The organism is Stenotrophomonas sp. GD03654 (genome assembly GCF_029845105.1).
GTDB classification, from domain to species: domain Bacteria; phylum Pseudomonadota; class Gammaproteobacteria; order Xanthomonadales; family Xanthomonadaceae; genus Stenotrophomonas; species Stenotrophomonas africana.
Window position 1 is genome coordinate 1 of sequence record NZ_JAOCLC010000091.1, and the last position, 15689, is coordinate 15689.

A 15689-nucleotide genomic window follows, 5' to 3' on the forward strand; every position below is an offset into this window, starting at 1 on the left:
TCCCAACAGGACGACCCACCCCCCGGTCGGGTACGATGCTCGCCCCCCGTTCGGGACGCTGTACGCAATGAGCAAGAACAACGAAAAGGCCGCCCCACAGGGCGACGTGACCCAGGACCAGGCCGAGGATGCCGTGCGCACCCTGCTGCGCTGGGCCGGCGAGGACCCGTCCCGTGAAGGCCTGCTGGATACCCCCCGCCGTGTCGCCGAAGCCTATGGCGACTGGTTCAGCGGTTACCGCGATGACCCGCGCGCCTACATGGAGCGGACCTTCGAGGAAGTGGCCGGCTACGACGAACTGATCGTCCTGCGCAACATCGAGTACGAAAGCCACTGCGAACACCACATGGCGCCGATCATCGGCCGCGTGCACGTCGGCTACCTGCCGGCCGGCAAGGTGGTGGGCATCAGCAAGCTGGCCCGTGTCGTCGAAGCCTATGCCCGCCGTTTCCAGGTGCAGGAAAAGATGACCGCACAGATCGCCCAGTGCATCCAGGATGTGCTGCAGCCGATCGGTGTCGGCGTGGTCGTCGAAGGCGCCCACGAATGCATGACCACCCGCGGCATCCACAAGCGCGGCGTCAGCATGGTCACCTCGAAGATGCTGGGCAGCTTCCGCGACGACGCGCGTACCCGCGCCGAGTTCCTGCGCTTCATCGAAGTGGGCGGCAAGCGCTGAGCCGCTTGCCCGCGCCCCGCCGGCCCCTGCGGGCCGGTATGCCCACGGCTGCCCGCGCGGCCGCCGTGGGCGGCTGCTCGTCCCCGCCAGCCCTCATGAATCCTTTCGCTGCATGAAGCACCGCGAACGCATCTCCCGTTACCGCCATCTGCGCGAACAGCCCCAGTGGAAGCTGCTCGCCGCCGACCACGCTCCGGAAATCATCGGCCTGCTGCAGGGGCTGCTGATGGACGGCGAGCGCACGCTGTCGTCGTCGGTGCTCAACGAGCGCCTGCAGCGTGCGTTGGACCAGCTCAACGGCGACGAACTGTCGCGCGAGCTGCCGCGTACCGCGCAGGCCTACATCGCGCACTGGCTGGCCCAGGGCTGGCTGGAACGCCGCCTGCCCGAAGGCGCCGACCAGGAGCAGTACGAGCTGTCGACCGCGGCACTGCAGGCGATCCGCTTCGCCGACGGCCTTGAGCAGGCCCGCGTGGCCGCCACCGAAAGCCGCCTGGCGCTGGTCATCGAACAGCTCTCGCAGTTGGCCGCGCAGACCGAATCCGATCCGGACGCACGCCTGTCGGCACTGCGCGACGAGCGTGACCGCATCGACGCCGAGATCGCCCGCGTCGGCGCCGGCCGCGTGATCGCGCTGGATGGCAAGCGCGCGCTGGAACGTGCGCGCCAGATCATCGGCCTGGCCGACGAGCTGACCGAGGACTTCCGCCGCGTGCGCGACGACTTCGAGCAGCTCAACCGCGATTTCCGCGAACGCATCATCGACGACGAGGGCGAACGCGGGGACGTGCTGTCGCAGCTGTTCGAAGGCGTGGACGTGATCGGCGAGAGCGATGCCGGCCGCAGCTTCCAGGCGTTCTGGCGCCTGCTCAACGACGCCGAACAGAGCGCCCAGCTCGATGCCGCGCTGGAAGCGGTGCTGGCACGTGGCTTTGCGCGACGCCTGGACCGCAACGAACGCAACTTCCTGCGCGGCTTCACCAGCACCATGCTTGAGCGCGGTGGCCAGGTGCACGACGTGTTGCAGAACTTCGCGCGCAGCCTGCGCGGCTTCGTGCAGAGCCGTGGCTATCTGGAACAGCGCCGCCTCAACCAGCTGCTGAAGCAGGCGCAGTCCGAAGCGCTGGCCCTGCGCGACGAGTTCCCCGCACAGCGTGGCATCGGCCGTGACCTGCAGCTGACCACCAGCCGCCTGCGCTCGTGGTCGCAGTGGAGGCTGCACGATCCGCGCAGCGCCCAGGTCGATGGCAACGTCGAGTACAACGACGCCGCCGCGATCAGCCTGGAAAGCGTCGGCGATCTGGTCGCTTCATCCGAAATCGACTTCCGCACCCTGCGCCGCGACCTGCATGATCTGCTCGATGCACAGCCGCGGCTCAGCATCGCCCAGGCCCTGTCGCAGCGCGAAGCACCGCAGGGTCTTGGCAGCGTCATCGGCTACCTGTCGCTGGGCACGCGCTTCGGCAACGTGATCGCCGGTGAGCAGGAGCTTGCCGAATGGCGTGGTGGCGACGGCCAGGTCCGTCGCGCCCGCATCCCGCTGGTTTGGTTCACCCAGGAGAGACGCCATGAGCTGGCATGAAGATCCCATCGACGCACCGCAGGCCGACGTGGCGGAAGACGCCTACGAAGCCGAACCGGTGGCGGCCGTGGCGCAGCCCCGCCGTGGCAACGACGTGTACTACCTCGGCGATACCGGACGCCTGCCGCTGGACGCACGCCGCGCGCTGTGCCAGCTGCTGATCGGCCCCAGCATCGACCAGCTGCGCCACGCCAAGCTGTGGCCGGCACTGATCCGCAGCGAGGCGGCCATCCGCTCCTCGCTCGCGGACCTGTTCCTGGAACTGGTGCTCGACCGTGACAGCGGCGTGGCCTTCACCCGCCAGGCCGATACCGAAGACGTGGATGCGCCGGTGCTGCTGCGCACCTCGCCGCTGACCTTCATCGATTCGGTGCTGCTGCTGTACCTCCGCCAGCAGCTGGCCGAGGCTGATGCGCGCGGCAACCGCGCGGTGGTCGCCGACGCCGAGATGGCCGAAGCGCTGGCCATCTACGAAAAGAATCTGTCCACCGACCGCGCCGGCTTCAATCGCCGCGTCGCTTCGGCGGTGCAGAAGATGAAGGACAACCACATCCTGACCCGCCTCAGCGGCCAGGAAGACCGCCACGAAGTCTCGCCGGCGCTGAAGCTGCTGTTCTCCGCCGAAGACGTGTCCCAGCTCTCGGCGGTCTACCGCCAGCTGCGCGAAACCCCGGCCGCCGAGGCCTGAGAGACCCGACCATCGCATGGCTATCTCCAAGCACACTCCCGCCCTGTTCAACGAAGGCCTGCCGGACCCGCGCCTGCAGCAGTTCCGCATGCGCCGCCTGCAGGTGCACAACTGGGGCACCTTCAACGGCCTGACCGAAGTGCCGATCGCCGAGCGCGGCTTCCTGTTCGTCGGCCGTTCCGGCTCGGGCAAGTCGACCCTGCTCGATGCCATGTCCGCACTGCTGACGCCGCCGGCCATCGTCGACTTCAACGCCGCCGCGCGTGAAGCCGAGCGCAGTGGCCGCGACCGCAACCTGGTGTCCTACGTGCGTGGCGCGTGGGCTGACCAGCAGGACAGCGGCACCGGCGAAATCGCCACCCAGTACCTGCGCAAGGGCGCGACCTGGACCGCACTGGTGCTGGAATACCGCGCCGGCGATGGCCGCGTGGTGAGCCTGGTGCGCCTGCTGTGGATCTCCGGCAATGGCACCTCGGCCGGCGACGTGCGCAAGCACTACATGATCGCCGAGCGTCCGTTCGACATCGCCAAGGATCTTGGCGGCTTCGATCTGGACCTGCGCAAGCTCAAGCAGAAGCTGTCCGACCTGCACCACTTCGACACCTTCTCCGGCTACGCCGAGCGCTTCCGTGATCTGCTCGGCATTGACAACGAGATGGCGCTGCGTCTGCTGCACAAGACGCAGTCGGCGAAGAACCTGGGCGACCTGAACGTCTTCCTGCGCGACTTCATGCTCGACACGCCGAAGACCTTCGACGCCGCCGAGCGCCTGGTCAGCGACTTCGCCGAGCTCGATGGCGCGCACCAGGCGGTGGTCACCGCCCGTCGCCAGGTGGAGACCCTGCTGCCGGCACGCGCCTACTACAACGACCTGAAGGAAATGCACCGCCGGCGTGGCGACGACGAAGCCCTCAAGCTCGGCGTCGACAGCTTCCGTGAAAGCCGCCGCCAGGCGCTGATCGAAGCCCGCCTGCGCGAGATGGACGTGCGTGACCGTGGCCTGCTCGGCGAAGAAGCCCAGCGCCGTGCCGCACTGGACAACCACACCGAGCGCCTGGCCGAGCTGGAACTGCAGCGCCGCCAGCAGGGCGGTGAGCGCATCGAGGAACTGGAGCGCGAGCAGGGCCGTGCCGAAGCCGAGCGCGACCGCCGCAAGGCCAAGCGCGAACAGGCAAGCCAGGCCGCCCAGCAGCTGCAGGCCGAACTGCCGGACGACGCCCACGGCTTCGCCGAACTGGTCGAGCGCGCGCAGAACGAACTGCAGGATCGCCAGCGTGCCTCTTCGGCGCTGGACGATGCGATCAGCGATCGCCTGGGCGGCAAGCGCGATGACGAGCGCCGCTTCGGCGAAGTCCGTGCGGAACTCGAAGCGATGCAGCGCACGCCCTCCAACATCCCGGCGCCGATGCAGAAGCTGCGCGCGCGCCTGGCCGAGGAAACCGGCATTGCCGAGGCGGCGCTGCCGTTTGTCGGCGAGCTGATCCAGGTCCGCTCGGAAGAGCAGGGCTGGCAGGGCGCCATCGAGCGTGTGCTGGGCGGCTTCGCGTTGTCGCTGCTGGTCGATGACAAGCATTACAACGACGTCGCCGAGTGGGTGAACCGTACCCACCTGGGCATGCGCTTCACCTATTACCGTGTGCGCCGCAACGACGATGCGTTTGCCCGTGAGCCGTCGGCGAAGTCGCTGCTGCACAAGCTGGAACTGCGCGAGCACGTGTTCGAAAGCTGGCTGCGCCGCGAGCTCGGCAAGCGATTCGACTACGAATGCGTGGATGCCAAGCAGCTGCGCAACGTCGACCGCGGCATCACCCGCGAAGGCCAGGTCAAGCACCCGGGTGACCGCTTCGAGAAGGATGACCGCAGTGCGGTGGGCGACCGCCGCCGCTGGATCCTCGGCTTCAACAACCACGACAAGGTGGGCGCCTTCGAGCGTGAAGCACAGGAACTGGCCAAGCGCATCGCCAGCTGCGAGACCGACATCGCGCGCCTGCGTGGGCAGCGTGACCGCGACAACGAACGTCGCCTGGCCTGCCACGAGCTGGTCAGCATCAGCTGGAACGAGATCGACATCGCCGCCCCGCAGCAGCGCCTGACCGATATCGAGGCCACCCTGCGCGACCTGCGCGAAGGCAATGCGGACCTGGCCAAGCTGGCCAAGCAGATCGACGCGGTGCGCGCCGACATCGAGCAGGCTCGCCGCACCTATGAAGACGTCCGCGTCGAGCGCGGGCAGCTGGTCAAGGAGCGCGATCGCCTCGACCGCGCGCGACAGCAGAGTCGTGCGCTGGTGTTGCCGAGCCTGGCCCAGGAGCAGGAAGCCGGCCTTGCCGAGCGCCTGCAGGAACAGGGCCCGCTCAGCCTGGAAACGCTGGAAGCGCACATGCGCCAGGTCAGCAACGCGCTGAACGAGCAGCTGTCGTCCTCGCAGCAGGACCTCAACCGCATCGAGAACCAGCTGATCGGTTGCTTCCGCCGCTTCATCCAGCAGTGGCCGGAGGAATCGGGTGACTTCACCGTGTCGGTGGCGTCGGCCGAGGACTTCCTCGCACGCTTGGAACGACTCGAGCGCGATGGCCTGCCGCAGCACGAAGAGCGCTTCTTCGATCTGCTGCAGAACCAGAGCAAGAACAACCTGCTTGCGCTGCAGCGCCATAGTGCCGAAGCCCGCAAGTCGATCGGCCAGCGCCTGGACGAAGTGAACGCCAGCCTGGAGCAGGTGCCGTTCAACCGTGGCACGCTGCTGACCATCGAACTGAGCGACCGTCGCCTGCCGGAAGTCGGCGAGTTCCACCTGCAGCTGCGCGAGGTGCTGTCGCAGCAGCAGACCGAGCAGCGCGAGCTGGCCGAATCGCAGTTCACCGTGCTGCGCCAGCTGGTCAACCGCCTCGGCTCGCAGGAAGGCGAGGACAAGCGCTGGCGCGAGCTGGTGCTGGACGTGCGCATGCATGTGGAGTTCATCGGTGTCGAGCTGGATGCGGAAACGCGCCAGCAGGTCGAGATCTACCGCAGCGGCGCCGGCAAGTCCGGTGGCCAGCGCCAGAAGCTGGCCACCACGTGCCTGGCGGCAGCGCTGCGCTACCAGCTCGGCGGCGCCGACAGCCAGCTGCCCAGCTACGCCGCTGTCGTGCTCGACGAAGCGTTCGACAAGGCCGACAACGAGTTCACCGCGCTGGCGATGAACATCTTCGACAACTTCGGCTTCCAGATGGTGGTCGCCACCCCGCTGAAGTCGGTGATGACGCTGGAACCGTTCATCGGTGGCGCCTGCTTCGTCGAAATCAGCGGCCGCCACGATTCCGGCGTCCTGCTGATCGAGTACGACGAAGAAGGCAAGCGCCTGAAGCTGCCCGAGCGCAGCCGCCAGCAGGCCAACGAACCGGAAGAAGCAGAGGCCTGAGCGCCTCGGTCCATCTACCTGTAGAGCCGAGCCATGCTCGGCTGCTCTTCGCGATGGGAAACCGTGTGCCAACCAAGGTTGGCACCTACCGGGTCATGAGGCGCATTCACGCCCCGCGGAACGTATCCCACGCCATCCGCGCGATCAGCACCACCACCAGCCCCACGAACAGCTTGCGGATGAACGGCGTGCCGCCCTTCAGTGCCAGGCGCGTGCCCACCACCGAACCGATGATGTTGGCTGCCGCCATCGGCAGCGCGAACAGCCACAGGATGTTGCCGGTCGGTACGAAGAACGAGATCGCTGCCACGTTGGTCGCCAGGTTCACCACCTTCGATGCCGCCGAGGCGCGCAGGAAATCCAGGCCGAAGAAGCGCACGAACAGGAAGATCAGGAAGCTGCCGGTGCCCGGCCCGAAGAAGCCATCGTAGAAGCCGATCGCCGCACCGATCGCCAGCGCGATCACCAGCTCGCGGCGACCGATCTCCTGCGGCCGGTGCAGCGCGCCAAAGTCCTTCTTCCACAGCGTGTAGGCCAGCATCGCGATCAGCAGCACCAGCACCAGTGGGCGCACCGCGTCCTTGGGCAGCAGGCTTACCGCAGTGGCTCCGGCGAAGGAGAAGATGAAGGCCGTACCGGCCGCGAACAGCACCGGCTTCCACGGGAAGCGCACGTTGCGCGCATAGCGCCAGGCAGCCGCACCGGTACCGAACATCGAACTGAACTTGTTGGTACCAAACAACATCGCCGGCGTCTGCTGCGGCAGCACCGTGAACAGGCCAGGCAGCTGCACCAGGCCACCGCCACCCACGGCGGCATCCACAAGACCGGCGATGAAGGCGATCACCACCAGCCACCACAACTCAGGGGGAACCAGTTCCAGCACGGCGATCAATCAAGGTGGGGGCGCGACAGCATACGCCTGTCCTGTACCGGCGACCCGTGCCGTACGTGGATCGATCCGTGCAACCCGGCGACAATACGGATATGAGCAAGAAACCTGCCGATCCCTGTCCCTGCGGCCTGCCCGCCGACTATGCGGCCTGCTGCGGCCGCTTCCACGCCGGTGAAGCCGCGCCGGATGCCGAGCGCCTGATGCGTTCGCGCTACAGCGCCTATGCACGGGGCTTGGCCGACTACCTGCGCCAGAGCTGGCACCCGGACACGCGTCCGGCCGAGCTGTCGCTGGATGATGCGCCCGGCCAGCGCACGCATTGGCTGGGCCTGACCGTGCACGAGCACACCGTCACCGGCGCCGACAGCGCCGAGGTCCGGTTCACCGCGCGCTACCGGGTGGGCGGCGGCAGCGCGGTGAAGATGACCGAGCACAGCCGCTTCCTGCGCGTCGACGGCCGCTGGTACTACCTCGACGCTGCCTGAGCCTCAGCCAGCGCGTACTGCCAGCACGTCCTGTTCGGCATACGCGCGCACCTGGTTGCGGCCGCCGTCCTTGGCGACATACAGCGCCTGGTCGGCGGCCTTGACCACGGCCGCCGGGCGCGGACCGACGCGACTGTCGGCCAGACCGATGCTTACGGTTACCTGCACTACCTGTCCGCTGCCGCCGCGCCCGCGCTGCTGGCGCCCGGCGTCATCGTCGCGGCTGCGGGTGCTGCGGTCACGCAGCTGCATGCGGGTGTCCTCGATGCTCTGCCGCAGGGCTTCCACGGCATCGACACAGGCTATTGCCGGACGGTCCAGGAACACCACCGCGAACTCCTCGCCGCCATAGCGGAACGCACGACCACCATCGCCTACCCGCGCCAGCCGCGAGGCCACCAGGCGCAGCACGTCGTCGCCGGTGTCGTGGCCGTGGGTGTCGTTGAACGATTTGAAATGGTCCACGTCCACCATCGCGATGCTGTAGGTGCCGCGTGCCCGCTGCAGGGTCTCGTTGAACGCGCGGCGCCCGGGCAGGCCGGTCAGCTCATCGCGGAAGGCCATGTGGAAGGACTCCTGCAGCATCGCGCCCAGCATCAGCAGCAGGGCCGCGCTGCTCAGTGCCGGCAGCAGCACCGGCTGCAGGAACACCCTCGGCAGCATCCACCACAGGCACAGCAGGGCCAGCAGCATCGCCGTGTGCAACGGGCGCGGATGCCGCCAGGCCTGCCCGCCCAGCGCGGCGGTTGCCAGCAGGAACAGCAGCGCTGGCAGCTGCGCCAGCGCGTTCCAGTCGACCGGGATCCACGCCCAGTGACGGTTCGACAGCAGATCGTGCATGCCGCGCGGCTGCTGCGTGGCCAGCAGCAGGAAGATCAGCAGTGCCGTGCCGCTGGCGACGGAGCGCAACAGCAGGTCGTGGCGGCGCCGCCCGCGCTCCGGCCACAACGACAGGCCGGCGAACAGCAATGGCAGCCACGCCGAGATGGCATGGAAGCGCAGCGGTGTCAGCGCGCCGACATGGCCGCTGCGCAGGTAGCCGCCGACATCCTGGTGCAGCAGCGCGAACATGACCGCCACCACCAGCAGCAGGCACAGCGAACGTACCTGGTGGTAGAGCAGGGCAAGGCCGGCGCCGAGGCAGGCCAGCAGCCAGGGCAGGATGCGCTGCGCCGGGCTGGCCACATCTGCGGTATCCAATGCGGTCCATACCACCACGGCAACCAGCAGGGCGGGCAGCACGAACAGGTAGTGCGCAGGCTGGCGGAGCGGATGCAGGGGCAAGCAGGAATTCCAGCGCGGTGACGACGCGGCCGCAGCATTGCCGTTAGCGGCGTTCGGGCCGGCTTCTTGAATGCGGCAGGCTCATCCATGTGAACGAAGTGACGCCGAACCATGACATCGCACTCACCGTCCAGCGCCGATGCTGACCCCATGGACAGCGTACCCGCCGCCGTCGCTGCCCCGCAGCACGATCTCGCCCACCAGTTCGCACGCGTGCGCGCGCGCAGCATGCAACTGGCCTCGCCGCTCAGCGCCGAGGACGCCATGTTGCAGAGCATGGCCGACGCCAGCCCGAGCAAATGGCACCTGGCCCACACCACCTGGTTCTTCGAACGCTTCGTGCTGGCGGGCTTCGCTGCTGCATCGGCGCATGACCCGGCCTGGGATTACCTGTTCAACAGCTACTACAAGAGCATCGGGCCGGCGCACGCAAGGCCGCAGCGTGGGCTGCTGTCGCGGCCATCGCTGCAGCAGGTGCGCGACTACCGCCAGCAGGTCGATGCACAGGTGCAATCGCGGCTGGCGGCAGGCGACCTTGATGAGCAGGCGCTGCAGCACCTGCAGCTGGGCCTGCAGCACGAACAGCAGCACCAGGAGCTGCTGCTCACCGACATCAAGCATGCATTCTGGTGCAACCCGTTGCAGCCCGCCTACCGCGAGGACCTGCAGCCGGCCACCAGCGCTGCCAGTGCGCAGGGCTGGATCGAATCACCCGAGCGCATCGTCACCATCGGCGCCGCAGCCTGGCCGCAGCACACCGCCTTCGCCTACGACAACGAATCGCCAGCGCATCGCGTGCTGCTCCCCGCGCACGCACTGGCCGAGCGCCCCGTCAGCAATGCCGAGTACCGTGCCTTCATCGATGCCGGCGGCTACCGCGAGCCGCGCTGGTGGCTCAGTGAAGGCTGGGCAGTGCGTGAAGCCGAGGACTGGCGGCATCCGCTGTACTGGGATGACACCCTGCAGCGCGAGTACACCCTGGGCGGTTGGCGCGAACTGGACCCGCATGCGCCGGTCTGCCACCTCAGCTACTACGAGGCCGATGCCTTCGCCCGCTGGGCCGGCGCGCGCCTGCCCAGCGAATTCGAGTGGGAAGCCGCTGCCGCGTCGCACCCGCTGCGCGGCCATTTCGCCGATGACGATCGGCTGCACCCGCAGGCAGCGCCGGGCAGTGGAATGCGGCAGCTGTTCGGCGATGTCTGGGAATGGACCCACAGTGCGTATGGCGCCTATCCGGGCTTCCGCCCGTTCGCCGGTAACCTCGGTGAATACAACGGCAAGTTCATGTGCGGGCAATGGGTGTTGCGCGGCGGCAGCTGCGTGACGCCCCGCGGCCATGTGCGCGCCAGCTACCGCAACTTCTTCATGCCTCCGGCGCGCTGGCAGTTCTCCGGGCTGCGCCTGGCCAGGGACCTCGCATGAGTACGGTGAAGGACGCGCTGCAGGCGCTGACCGATCTCACCCCCGGGCGCCAGCAGATCCTGGCTGACGTGGTGGCCGGGTTGTCGCGCACGCCCCGGCAGCTGCCGTCCAAATATTTCTACGATGCACGTGGCTCGCGCCTGTTCGAGCAGATCACGCAGACCCCCGAGTACTACCCCACGCGCACCGAACTGGCTCTGCTGGCGCGTGTGCTGCCGGACATCGCCCGCACCGTTGGCCCGCGCCTGCACGTGGTGGAGCTGGGCAGCGGCAGCGGACGCAAGACCGCGCTGCTGCTGGCCGCCCTGCACGATCCGGTGGCCTACACGCCGATTGAAATTTCGCGTGCCGCGCTGCTGTCCAGCATCGATCATCTGGCACCGGCACTGCCCCAGGTGGAGATGCTGCCGGTCTGCGCCGACTTCACCCGTCCCGTGGCCGTACCCATGCCCGAACGCGAACCCGCGCGACGGCTGCTGTTCTTCCCCGGCTCCACGCTGGGCAACTTTGAAGGCGAAGACGCGGTCGCACTGCTGCGGGCGATGCGCCAGACAATGGGCCGCGACGGCCTGGCCCTGGTCGGCATCGACCTGCACAAGGACCCGGCGCTGATCGAGGCGGCGTACAACGATGCGCAGGGCGTCACCGCCGCATTCACTCTCAATCTGCTGGCGCGCCTCAACCGTGAGATCGGCAGCGACTTCGACCTCGACGGCTTCCGCCACCGTGCTCGTTACAGCATCGCGCGGCTGCGCATCGAAACCGATCTGGTCAGCCGCTGGGCGCAGGATGTGCATCTGGAGGGACGCACCTTCCACTTTGCCGCCGACGAACCGATTCGCGTGGAGTACAGCCACAAGTACACCGACGACAGCTTCGAGGCCTTGCTGCAGGAGGCAGGACTGCAGGTCACGCAGCGCTGGAATGCCGACAGTCCCGCCTACGGCCTGCGCCTGCTGCGTGCCACCTAGGGCGGACGGCCAGCCGGTGCCCCTTCAGGTTCAGCAGCACCGCTACCCCTAAGATGGCCGTGCAACGGCAACACGGAGGACGCCATGCCCATTCTGACCACGCTCGGCCTGGCGACCGCTCTCGCCGCGCCCCCCGTGCTGCCTGCAGCATCCGATGCCAGCGTCGATCCGGCCTTCAGCCGCTGCCTAGCGGGCCTGCAGGCCACGGCCGCCAGCCAGGGTATCAGCGCCGACCGCTTCAATGAGATCACCGCCGGCCTCACCCCGGACCCCAGCGTGCTCGGCCTGCTCGATGCGCAGCCGGAATTCACCACGCCGATCTGGGACTACCTGGCCGCGCTGGTCGATCGCCAGCGGGTGGCTGATGGTCGCGCCATGCTGCAGCAGCATCGCGATCTGCTCGATCGGGTGTCGGCGCAGTACGGCGTCGACCCGGCCACCATCGTCGCGGTCTGGGGCGTGGAGAGCGACTACGGCCGCGTGTTCGGCAAGCGCCCACTGCTGCAGTCACTGGCCACGCTGTCCTGCGCCGGCCGTCGCCAACCCTTCTTCCGCGGTGAACTGCTGGCCCTGCTCAAGCTGATCGACCGCGGCGACCTGCAGGCACAGGGACTCACCGGCTCCTGGGCCGGTGCCTTCGGGCATACGCAGTTCATGCCCAGCACCTATGCACGCATCGCCGTGGACGGTGATGGCAATGGCCGCCGCGATCTGGTCGGCAGCATTCCCGATGCGCTGGCCTCCACCGCCAACTACCTCAAGCGCGCCGGCTGGCGCAGCGGAGAGCCGTGGGGCATGGAAGTCCGCGTTCCTGCGGGCTTCAACGCCAGCCAGGCCGGCCGCACCCAGCGTCGCGCCCTGGCCGACTGGCGTGCGCAGGGTGTGACCGCGCTGGATGGCAGCGCGTTGGCTCCGGCCAACCTGCCGGCGGATGCGCGCGCCGCCCTGCTGCTGCCGGCAGGCAACAAGGGCCCGGCATTGCTGGTGTTCCGCAACTACGACGCGATCTACAGCTACAACGCCGCGGAAAGCTATGCGCTGGCGATCGCGACGCTGGCTGACCAATTGCGTGGCGGCAACGGGTTGGCCACTGCCTGGCCGACCGACGACCCGGGCCTGGGCCGCGATGAGCGCCGCCAGCTGCAGACCCTGCTCCTGGCCCGTGGCCACGACATCGGTGCCGCCGACGGCATGATCGGTACCGCCACGCGTCGCGCGATCCAGACCGAGCAGCAGCGCCTGGGCTGGAGCGAGGTGGACGGCCGCGCAGGCCAGCGCATCCTGCGCACGCTGCAGGAAGAGGCGGCCGCCACCGCGCCCGCCGGGCAGAAGGCCTTGCCGGCGGCACGTTGACCGCGACATCATCGCCGCGGTCTTCAAGGAGCGTCATCGCATGCAGTCGAATCCGGACATCAGCGCCGGCCTGTATCACGGCCTGGACGCCTGGCAGGTGCGAACCGCCAACGCCACGGCGGTCGTCAGTGTGTTTGGTGGCCAGCTGCTGTCGTTCATTCCCGATGGGCAGCCCGATCTGCTGTGGCTTTCGCCCACGCGCGCCGAGCTGCCCACGCCCATCCGCGGTGGCGTGCCGGTGTGCTGGCCGTGGTTCGGCCGCCAAGGCCAGAGTGCCGATGTACCGGCGCATGGCCTGGTACGTACCGCGCGCTGGGAGCTCCTGCAGGCCAGCCAGAGCGATGACGGTGAAGTCGAGCTGCAGTTGGCGCCTGCGCCCTGCGCCGATCCCGGCCTGCGCCTGCAGATGCAGCTGCGCATCGGCCGCCGGCTGCGCCAGCAGCTGGTCACCGAGAACACCGGAACCTCGCCGGTGACCTTCACCCAGGCCCTGCACAGCTATTTCCGGGTGGGCGATGCCAACCAGGTCGAGGTCGAGGGCCTTGATGGCCTGCAGTACCTGGACAAGTACGAGGACTATGCGCAGCCGCGCCTGCAACAGGGGCCGTGGTCATTGCGCGATCCGCGTGATCCCGGTCGCAGCGATCGCATCTATACCGGTGCCGGCGGCCATTACGTGCTGCGTGACCCCGTACTGCAGCGGCGGATCGAGATCCGCAGCGAAGGCAGCCAGACGCTGGTGGCCTGGAATCCCGGCGCCGAGGCCGCAGCCAGGATGTCCGATGTCGGCGATGGCTGGCACGATTACGTCTGCCTGGAAGTGGCCAACGCCGGCCCGGAGCAGATTACGCTTGCGCCAGGTGCGCGCCATCAGCTGGTGCAGACCCTGGCCAGCGCCGCGCTGTAGGCGCTGGCAGCGATTTCAGTTTGTCGATGCAGGTAGCAAGGACGGAAAACATGCAGGAAGCACAGTGGTGGTACGCCAATGGCAGGCAGAGCAGTGGGCCGGTGGATCTGGCCGGTCTTCGCCAGCTGCAGCGGGAAGGGACGGTTACGGCGCGCACGCTGCTCTGGTGCGAAGGCATGCCCTCGTGGCGGCCGTTGGCGGAACTGGAGCAGGCGTCCACGCCCATCGAGGTAGCTCCGGCCCCGGATATCGACGCAGCCCCTGCGGTTGAGGGCATTGCGGCGAGTGTCGGCGATCCGTCCGATCCCTATCGTGCGCCGGTCGCTGTACCGGATAGGGCCGTGCCTGCCGGGCTGGAAGGCGAAATGGCCTTGTACGCCAGCGTGGTCGGCGGCAACTTCCCGATCTATCGCCAGCGCTGGCGGCTGGATCAGGGCATTGCCACGGGCAGTGGCACCTGGCACTGGCCGGCCTTCCTGCTCGGCCTGATCTGGATGATGTACCGCAGGATGTACCGCCTGGCGGCGATGTGGGCCGGCCTGCTGCTGCTGATCAGCGTGGTGGAGACCCTGCTGGATGTGCCGGATGGCCTGTCGCTGGTCATCACCTTCGCGCTCAGCATCACCACTGGCATCTTTGGCAACAGCTGGTACCTGGCACACTGCCAGCGCCTGATCGCCCAGGCCCGTGCCGTCACCGGCGGCGATGACGCACGGCTGCGCAGCGAGCTGACCGCACGCGGCGGCACCAGCGTGGTCGCCACGCTGGTCGCCATCGTCATCGCGGTGGTGCTGAGCATCGTGGGTGCCGCATTGGCGGGGTAGGGCAGGTCAACGGCCCTGATGGGGCCGCAGCACCAGCAGGCACAGCGCACCGGCGACCAGGCCCCAGAACGCCGAGCCGATGCCAGCCAGTGAGACGCCCGAGGCGGTGACCAGGAAGGTGACCAGTGCCGCCTCGCGGTCCCGCTCTACCGCCAGCGCACTGGCCAGACTGTTGGCGATGGTGCCGAACAGCGCGATACCGGCCACGCAGGCCACCAGCTCCTTCGGGAAGGCGGCGAACAGTGCGGCCACGGTGGCACCGAACAGTCCGATGACGATGTAGAAGGCACCTGCCGCCATGGCGGCGGTATAGCGTCGTGCCGGGTTCTCATGCGCATCGCGGCCCATGCAGATCGCCGCGGTGATTGCTGCCAGGTTCAGCGCGTACGCACCGAACGGTGCCAGCAGCGTATTGACCACACCGATCCAGCCGATCAGCGGCGACACCGGGGCGTCGTAGCCGGATGCCCGCATCACCGCCACGCCCGGAATGTTCTGCGAGGCCATGGTGACCACGAACAGGGGCAGGGCGATGCCGGCCACCGCAGTCCAGGACAAGGATGGGGTCACCCATTGCGGTACCGCCAGCTGCAGCTGCACCTGCTGTGCGTGCAGCAGGCCACGGCTGGCCGCGACCGCGATGCCGACCAGCAGGGTGGCGATGACCGCATAGCGCGGGAACAGGCGGCGTCCGGCCAGCCAGGTGGCGAACATTGCCAGTGCCAGTACCAGTTGGGTGTTCATGGCCACGAACACGTCCAGACCGAAGCGCAGCAGCACCCCGGCCAGCATGCCGGCGGCCATCGCCATCGGCACCCGCTGCATCAACCGGGCGAAGATGCCGGAGAAGCCTGCCAGCATGCCCAGCACCGCGGCGAGCAGGAATGCACCGGTGGCTTCAGCAAGCGAGGCGCCACCGGCACCGACCACCAGCATCGCCGCGCCCGGTGTCGACCATGCGGTCACCACCGGCACGCGATAGCGCAGCGACAGCCCGATGCAGGTCACACCCATGCCCAGTCCCAGTGCCCACATCCATGAGGCGATCTGTGCCTGGTTGGCACCGACGGCTTGTGCAGCCTGGAACACGATGACGGCCGAACTGGCGAAGCCGACCAGCACAGTAATGAAGCCGGCAACGAGGGCCGGTACTGAAAGGTCGCGCCACCACGCTTGCCGCACCTGCATGTTCATTACCGTCT

13 protein-coding genes are annotated in these 15689 nt (G+C 68.1%); 10 read left to right on the plus strand and 3 right to left on the minus strand.

Going from position 1 to position 15689, the window contains the following annotated elements; translation table 11 throughout:
- The first annotated feature begins 67 nt into the window (after positions 1 to 67).
- From folE to N5J73_RS22005, 4 genes are all read left to right on the plus strand, one after another.
- Positions 68 to 679 carry a GTP cyclohydrolase I FolE gene (gene folE / locus N5J73_RS21990; protein ID WP_049447087.1) on the plus strand — a complete coding sequence of 204 codons (612 nt, stop codon included), beginning with the start codon at positions 68 to 70 and terminating at the stop codon, positions 677 to 679.
- Positions 680 to 791: 112 nt separating this feature from the next.
- Positions 792 to 2261 (plus strand): DUF3375 domain-containing protein, encoded by a 1470-nt coding sequence (locus N5J73_RS21995; RefSeq protein WP_049447085.1) that lies wholly within the window; start codon positions 792 to 794, stop codon positions 2259 to 2261.
- Positions 2248 to 2949, plus strand: coding sequence for a DUF4194 domain-containing protein (locus tag N5J73_RS22000; protein WP_005421303.1), 702 nt, complete (start codon positions 2248 to 2250; stop codon positions 2947 to 2949). Before N5J73_RS21995 ends, N5J73_RS22000 begins: the two co-directional genes overlap by 14 nt.
- A 16-nt stretch (positions 2950 to 2965) precedes the next feature.
- Positions 2966 to 6346: an ATP-binding protein gene (locus N5J73_RS22005; protein ID WP_049447083.1), complete on the plus strand. Its 3381-nt coding sequence runs from the start codon at positions 2966 to 2968 to the stop codon at positions 6344 to 6346.
- 106 nt (positions 6347 to 6452) lie between these two features.
- Here N5J73_RS22005 and N5J73_RS22010 read toward each other — a convergent pair whose 3' ends face one another.
- On the minus strand, positions 6453 to 7232 hold the full coding sequence (locus N5J73_RS22010) for a TSUP family transporter (protein ID WP_014039007.1): 780 nt from the start codon (positions 7230 to 7232) through the stop codon (positions 6453 to 6455).
- Between the two features lie 101 nt (positions 7233 to 7333).
- On the opposite strand from N5J73_RS22010, the gene N5J73_RS22015 reads away from it, so the two are divergent.
- Complete coding sequence (locus tag N5J73_RS22015; protein ID WP_049447081.1) at positions 7334 to 7726, plus strand: YchJ family protein; 393 nt, start codon at positions 7334 to 7336, stop codon at positions 7724 to 7726.
- Positions 7727 to 7729: 3 nt separating this feature from the next.
- On the opposite strand, the gene N5J73_RS22020 is transcribed toward N5J73_RS22015, so the two are convergent.
- Complete coding sequence (locus N5J73_RS22020; RefSeq protein ID WP_049447079.1) at positions 7730 to 9010, minus strand: GGDEF domain-containing protein; 1281 nt, start codon at positions 9008 to 9010, stop codon at positions 7730 to 7732.
- A 150-nt stretch (positions 9011 to 9160) separates the two neighbouring features.
- On the opposite strand from N5J73_RS22020, the gene egtB reads away from it, so the two are divergent.
- From egtB to N5J73_RS22045, 5 genes are all read left to right on the plus strand, one after another.
- Complete coding sequence (egtB, locus tag N5J73_RS22025) at positions 9161 to 10432, plus strand: ergothioneine biosynthesis protein EgtB (protein ID WP_049447077.1); 1272 nt, start codon at positions 9161 to 9163, stop codon at positions 10430 to 10432.
- Positions 10429 to 11403, plus strand: a complete 975-nt coding sequence (egtD, locus tag N5J73_RS22030; protein WP_049447076.1) for an L-histidine N(alpha)-methyltransferase — start codon at positions 10429 to 10431, stop codon at positions 11401 to 11403. Before egtB ends, egtD begins: the two co-directional genes overlap by 4 nt.
- Positions 11404 to 11487: 84 nt before the next feature.
- Positions 11488 to 12756: a lytic murein transglycosylase gene (locus tag N5J73_RS22035; RefSeq protein WP_049447074.1), complete on the plus strand. Its 1269-nt coding sequence runs from the start codon at positions 11488 to 11490 to the stop codon at positions 12754 to 12756.
- Between the two features lie 40 nt (positions 12757 to 12796).
- Complete coding sequence (locus N5J73_RS22040) at positions 12797 to 13663, plus strand: D-hexose-6-phosphate mutarotase (RefSeq protein ID WP_049447072.1); 867 nt, start codon at positions 12797 to 12799, stop codon at positions 13661 to 13663.
- A gap of 50 nt (positions 13664 to 13713) precedes the next feature.
- Positions 13714 to 14487, plus strand: coding sequence for a DUF2628 domain-containing protein (locus N5J73_RS22045; protein WP_049447070.1), 774 nt, complete (start codon positions 13714 to 13716; stop codon positions 14485 to 14487).
- A gap of 6 nt (positions 14488 to 14493) precedes the next feature.
- Here the strand turns inward: N5J73_RS22045 and N5J73_RS22050 are convergent, their stop codons facing one another.
- Positions 14494 to 15681: a benzoate/H(+) symporter BenE family transporter gene (locus N5J73_RS22050; protein ID WP_049447069.1), complete on the minus strand. Its 1188-nt coding sequence runs from the start codon at positions 15679 to 15681 to the stop codon at positions 14494 to 14496.
- Positions 15682 to 15689 lie beyond the last annotated feature (8 nt).

What these genes read in the sequence shown, in the direction of transcription:
- folE (WP_049447087.1), top strand. Translation starts at nt 68, where the DNA reads ATGAGCAAGAACAACGAAAAGGCCGCCCCACAGGGCGACGTGACCCAG.
- N5J73_RS21995 (WP_049447085.1), top strand. Translation starts at nt 792, where the DNA reads ATGAAGCACCGCGAACGCATCTCCCGTTACCGCCATCTGCGCGAACAG.
- N5J73_RS22000 (WP_005421303.1), top strand. Translation starts at nt 2,248, where the DNA reads ATGAGCTGGCATGAAGATCCCATCGACGCACCGCAGGCCGACGTGGCG.
- N5J73_RS22005 (WP_049447083.1), top strand. Translation starts at nt 2,966, where the DNA reads ATGGCTATCTCCAAGCACACTCCCGCCCTGTTCAACGAAGGCCTGCCG.
- N5J73_RS22015 (WP_049447081.1), top strand. Translation starts at nt 7,334, where the DNA reads ATGAGCAAGAAACCTGCCGATCCCTGTCCCTGCGGCCTGCCCGCCGAC.
- egtB (WP_049447077.1), top strand. Translation starts at nt 9,161, where the DNA reads ATGGACAGCGTACCCGCCGCCGTCGCTGCCCCGCAGCACGATCTCGCC.
- egtD (WP_049447076.1), top strand. Translation starts at nt 10,429, where the DNA reads ATGAGTACGGTGAAGGACGCGCTGCAGGCGCTGACCGATCTCACCCCC.
- N5J73_RS22035 (WP_049447074.1), top strand. Translation starts at nt 11,488, where the DNA reads ATGCCCATTCTGACCACGCTCGGCCTGGCGACCGCTCTCGCCGCGCCC.
- N5J73_RS22040 (WP_049447072.1), top strand. Translation starts at nt 12,797, where the DNA reads ATGCAGTCGAATCCGGACATCAGCGCCGGCCTGTATCACGGCCTGGAC.
- N5J73_RS22045 (WP_049447070.1), top strand. Translation starts at nt 13,714, where the DNA reads ATGCAGGAAGCACAGTGGTGGTACGCCAATGGCAGGCAGAGCAGTGGG.
- N5J73_RS22050 (WP_049447069.1), bottom strand. Translation starts at nt 15,681, where the DNA reads ATGAACATGCAGGTGCGGCAAGCGTGGTGGCGCGACCTTTCAGTACCG.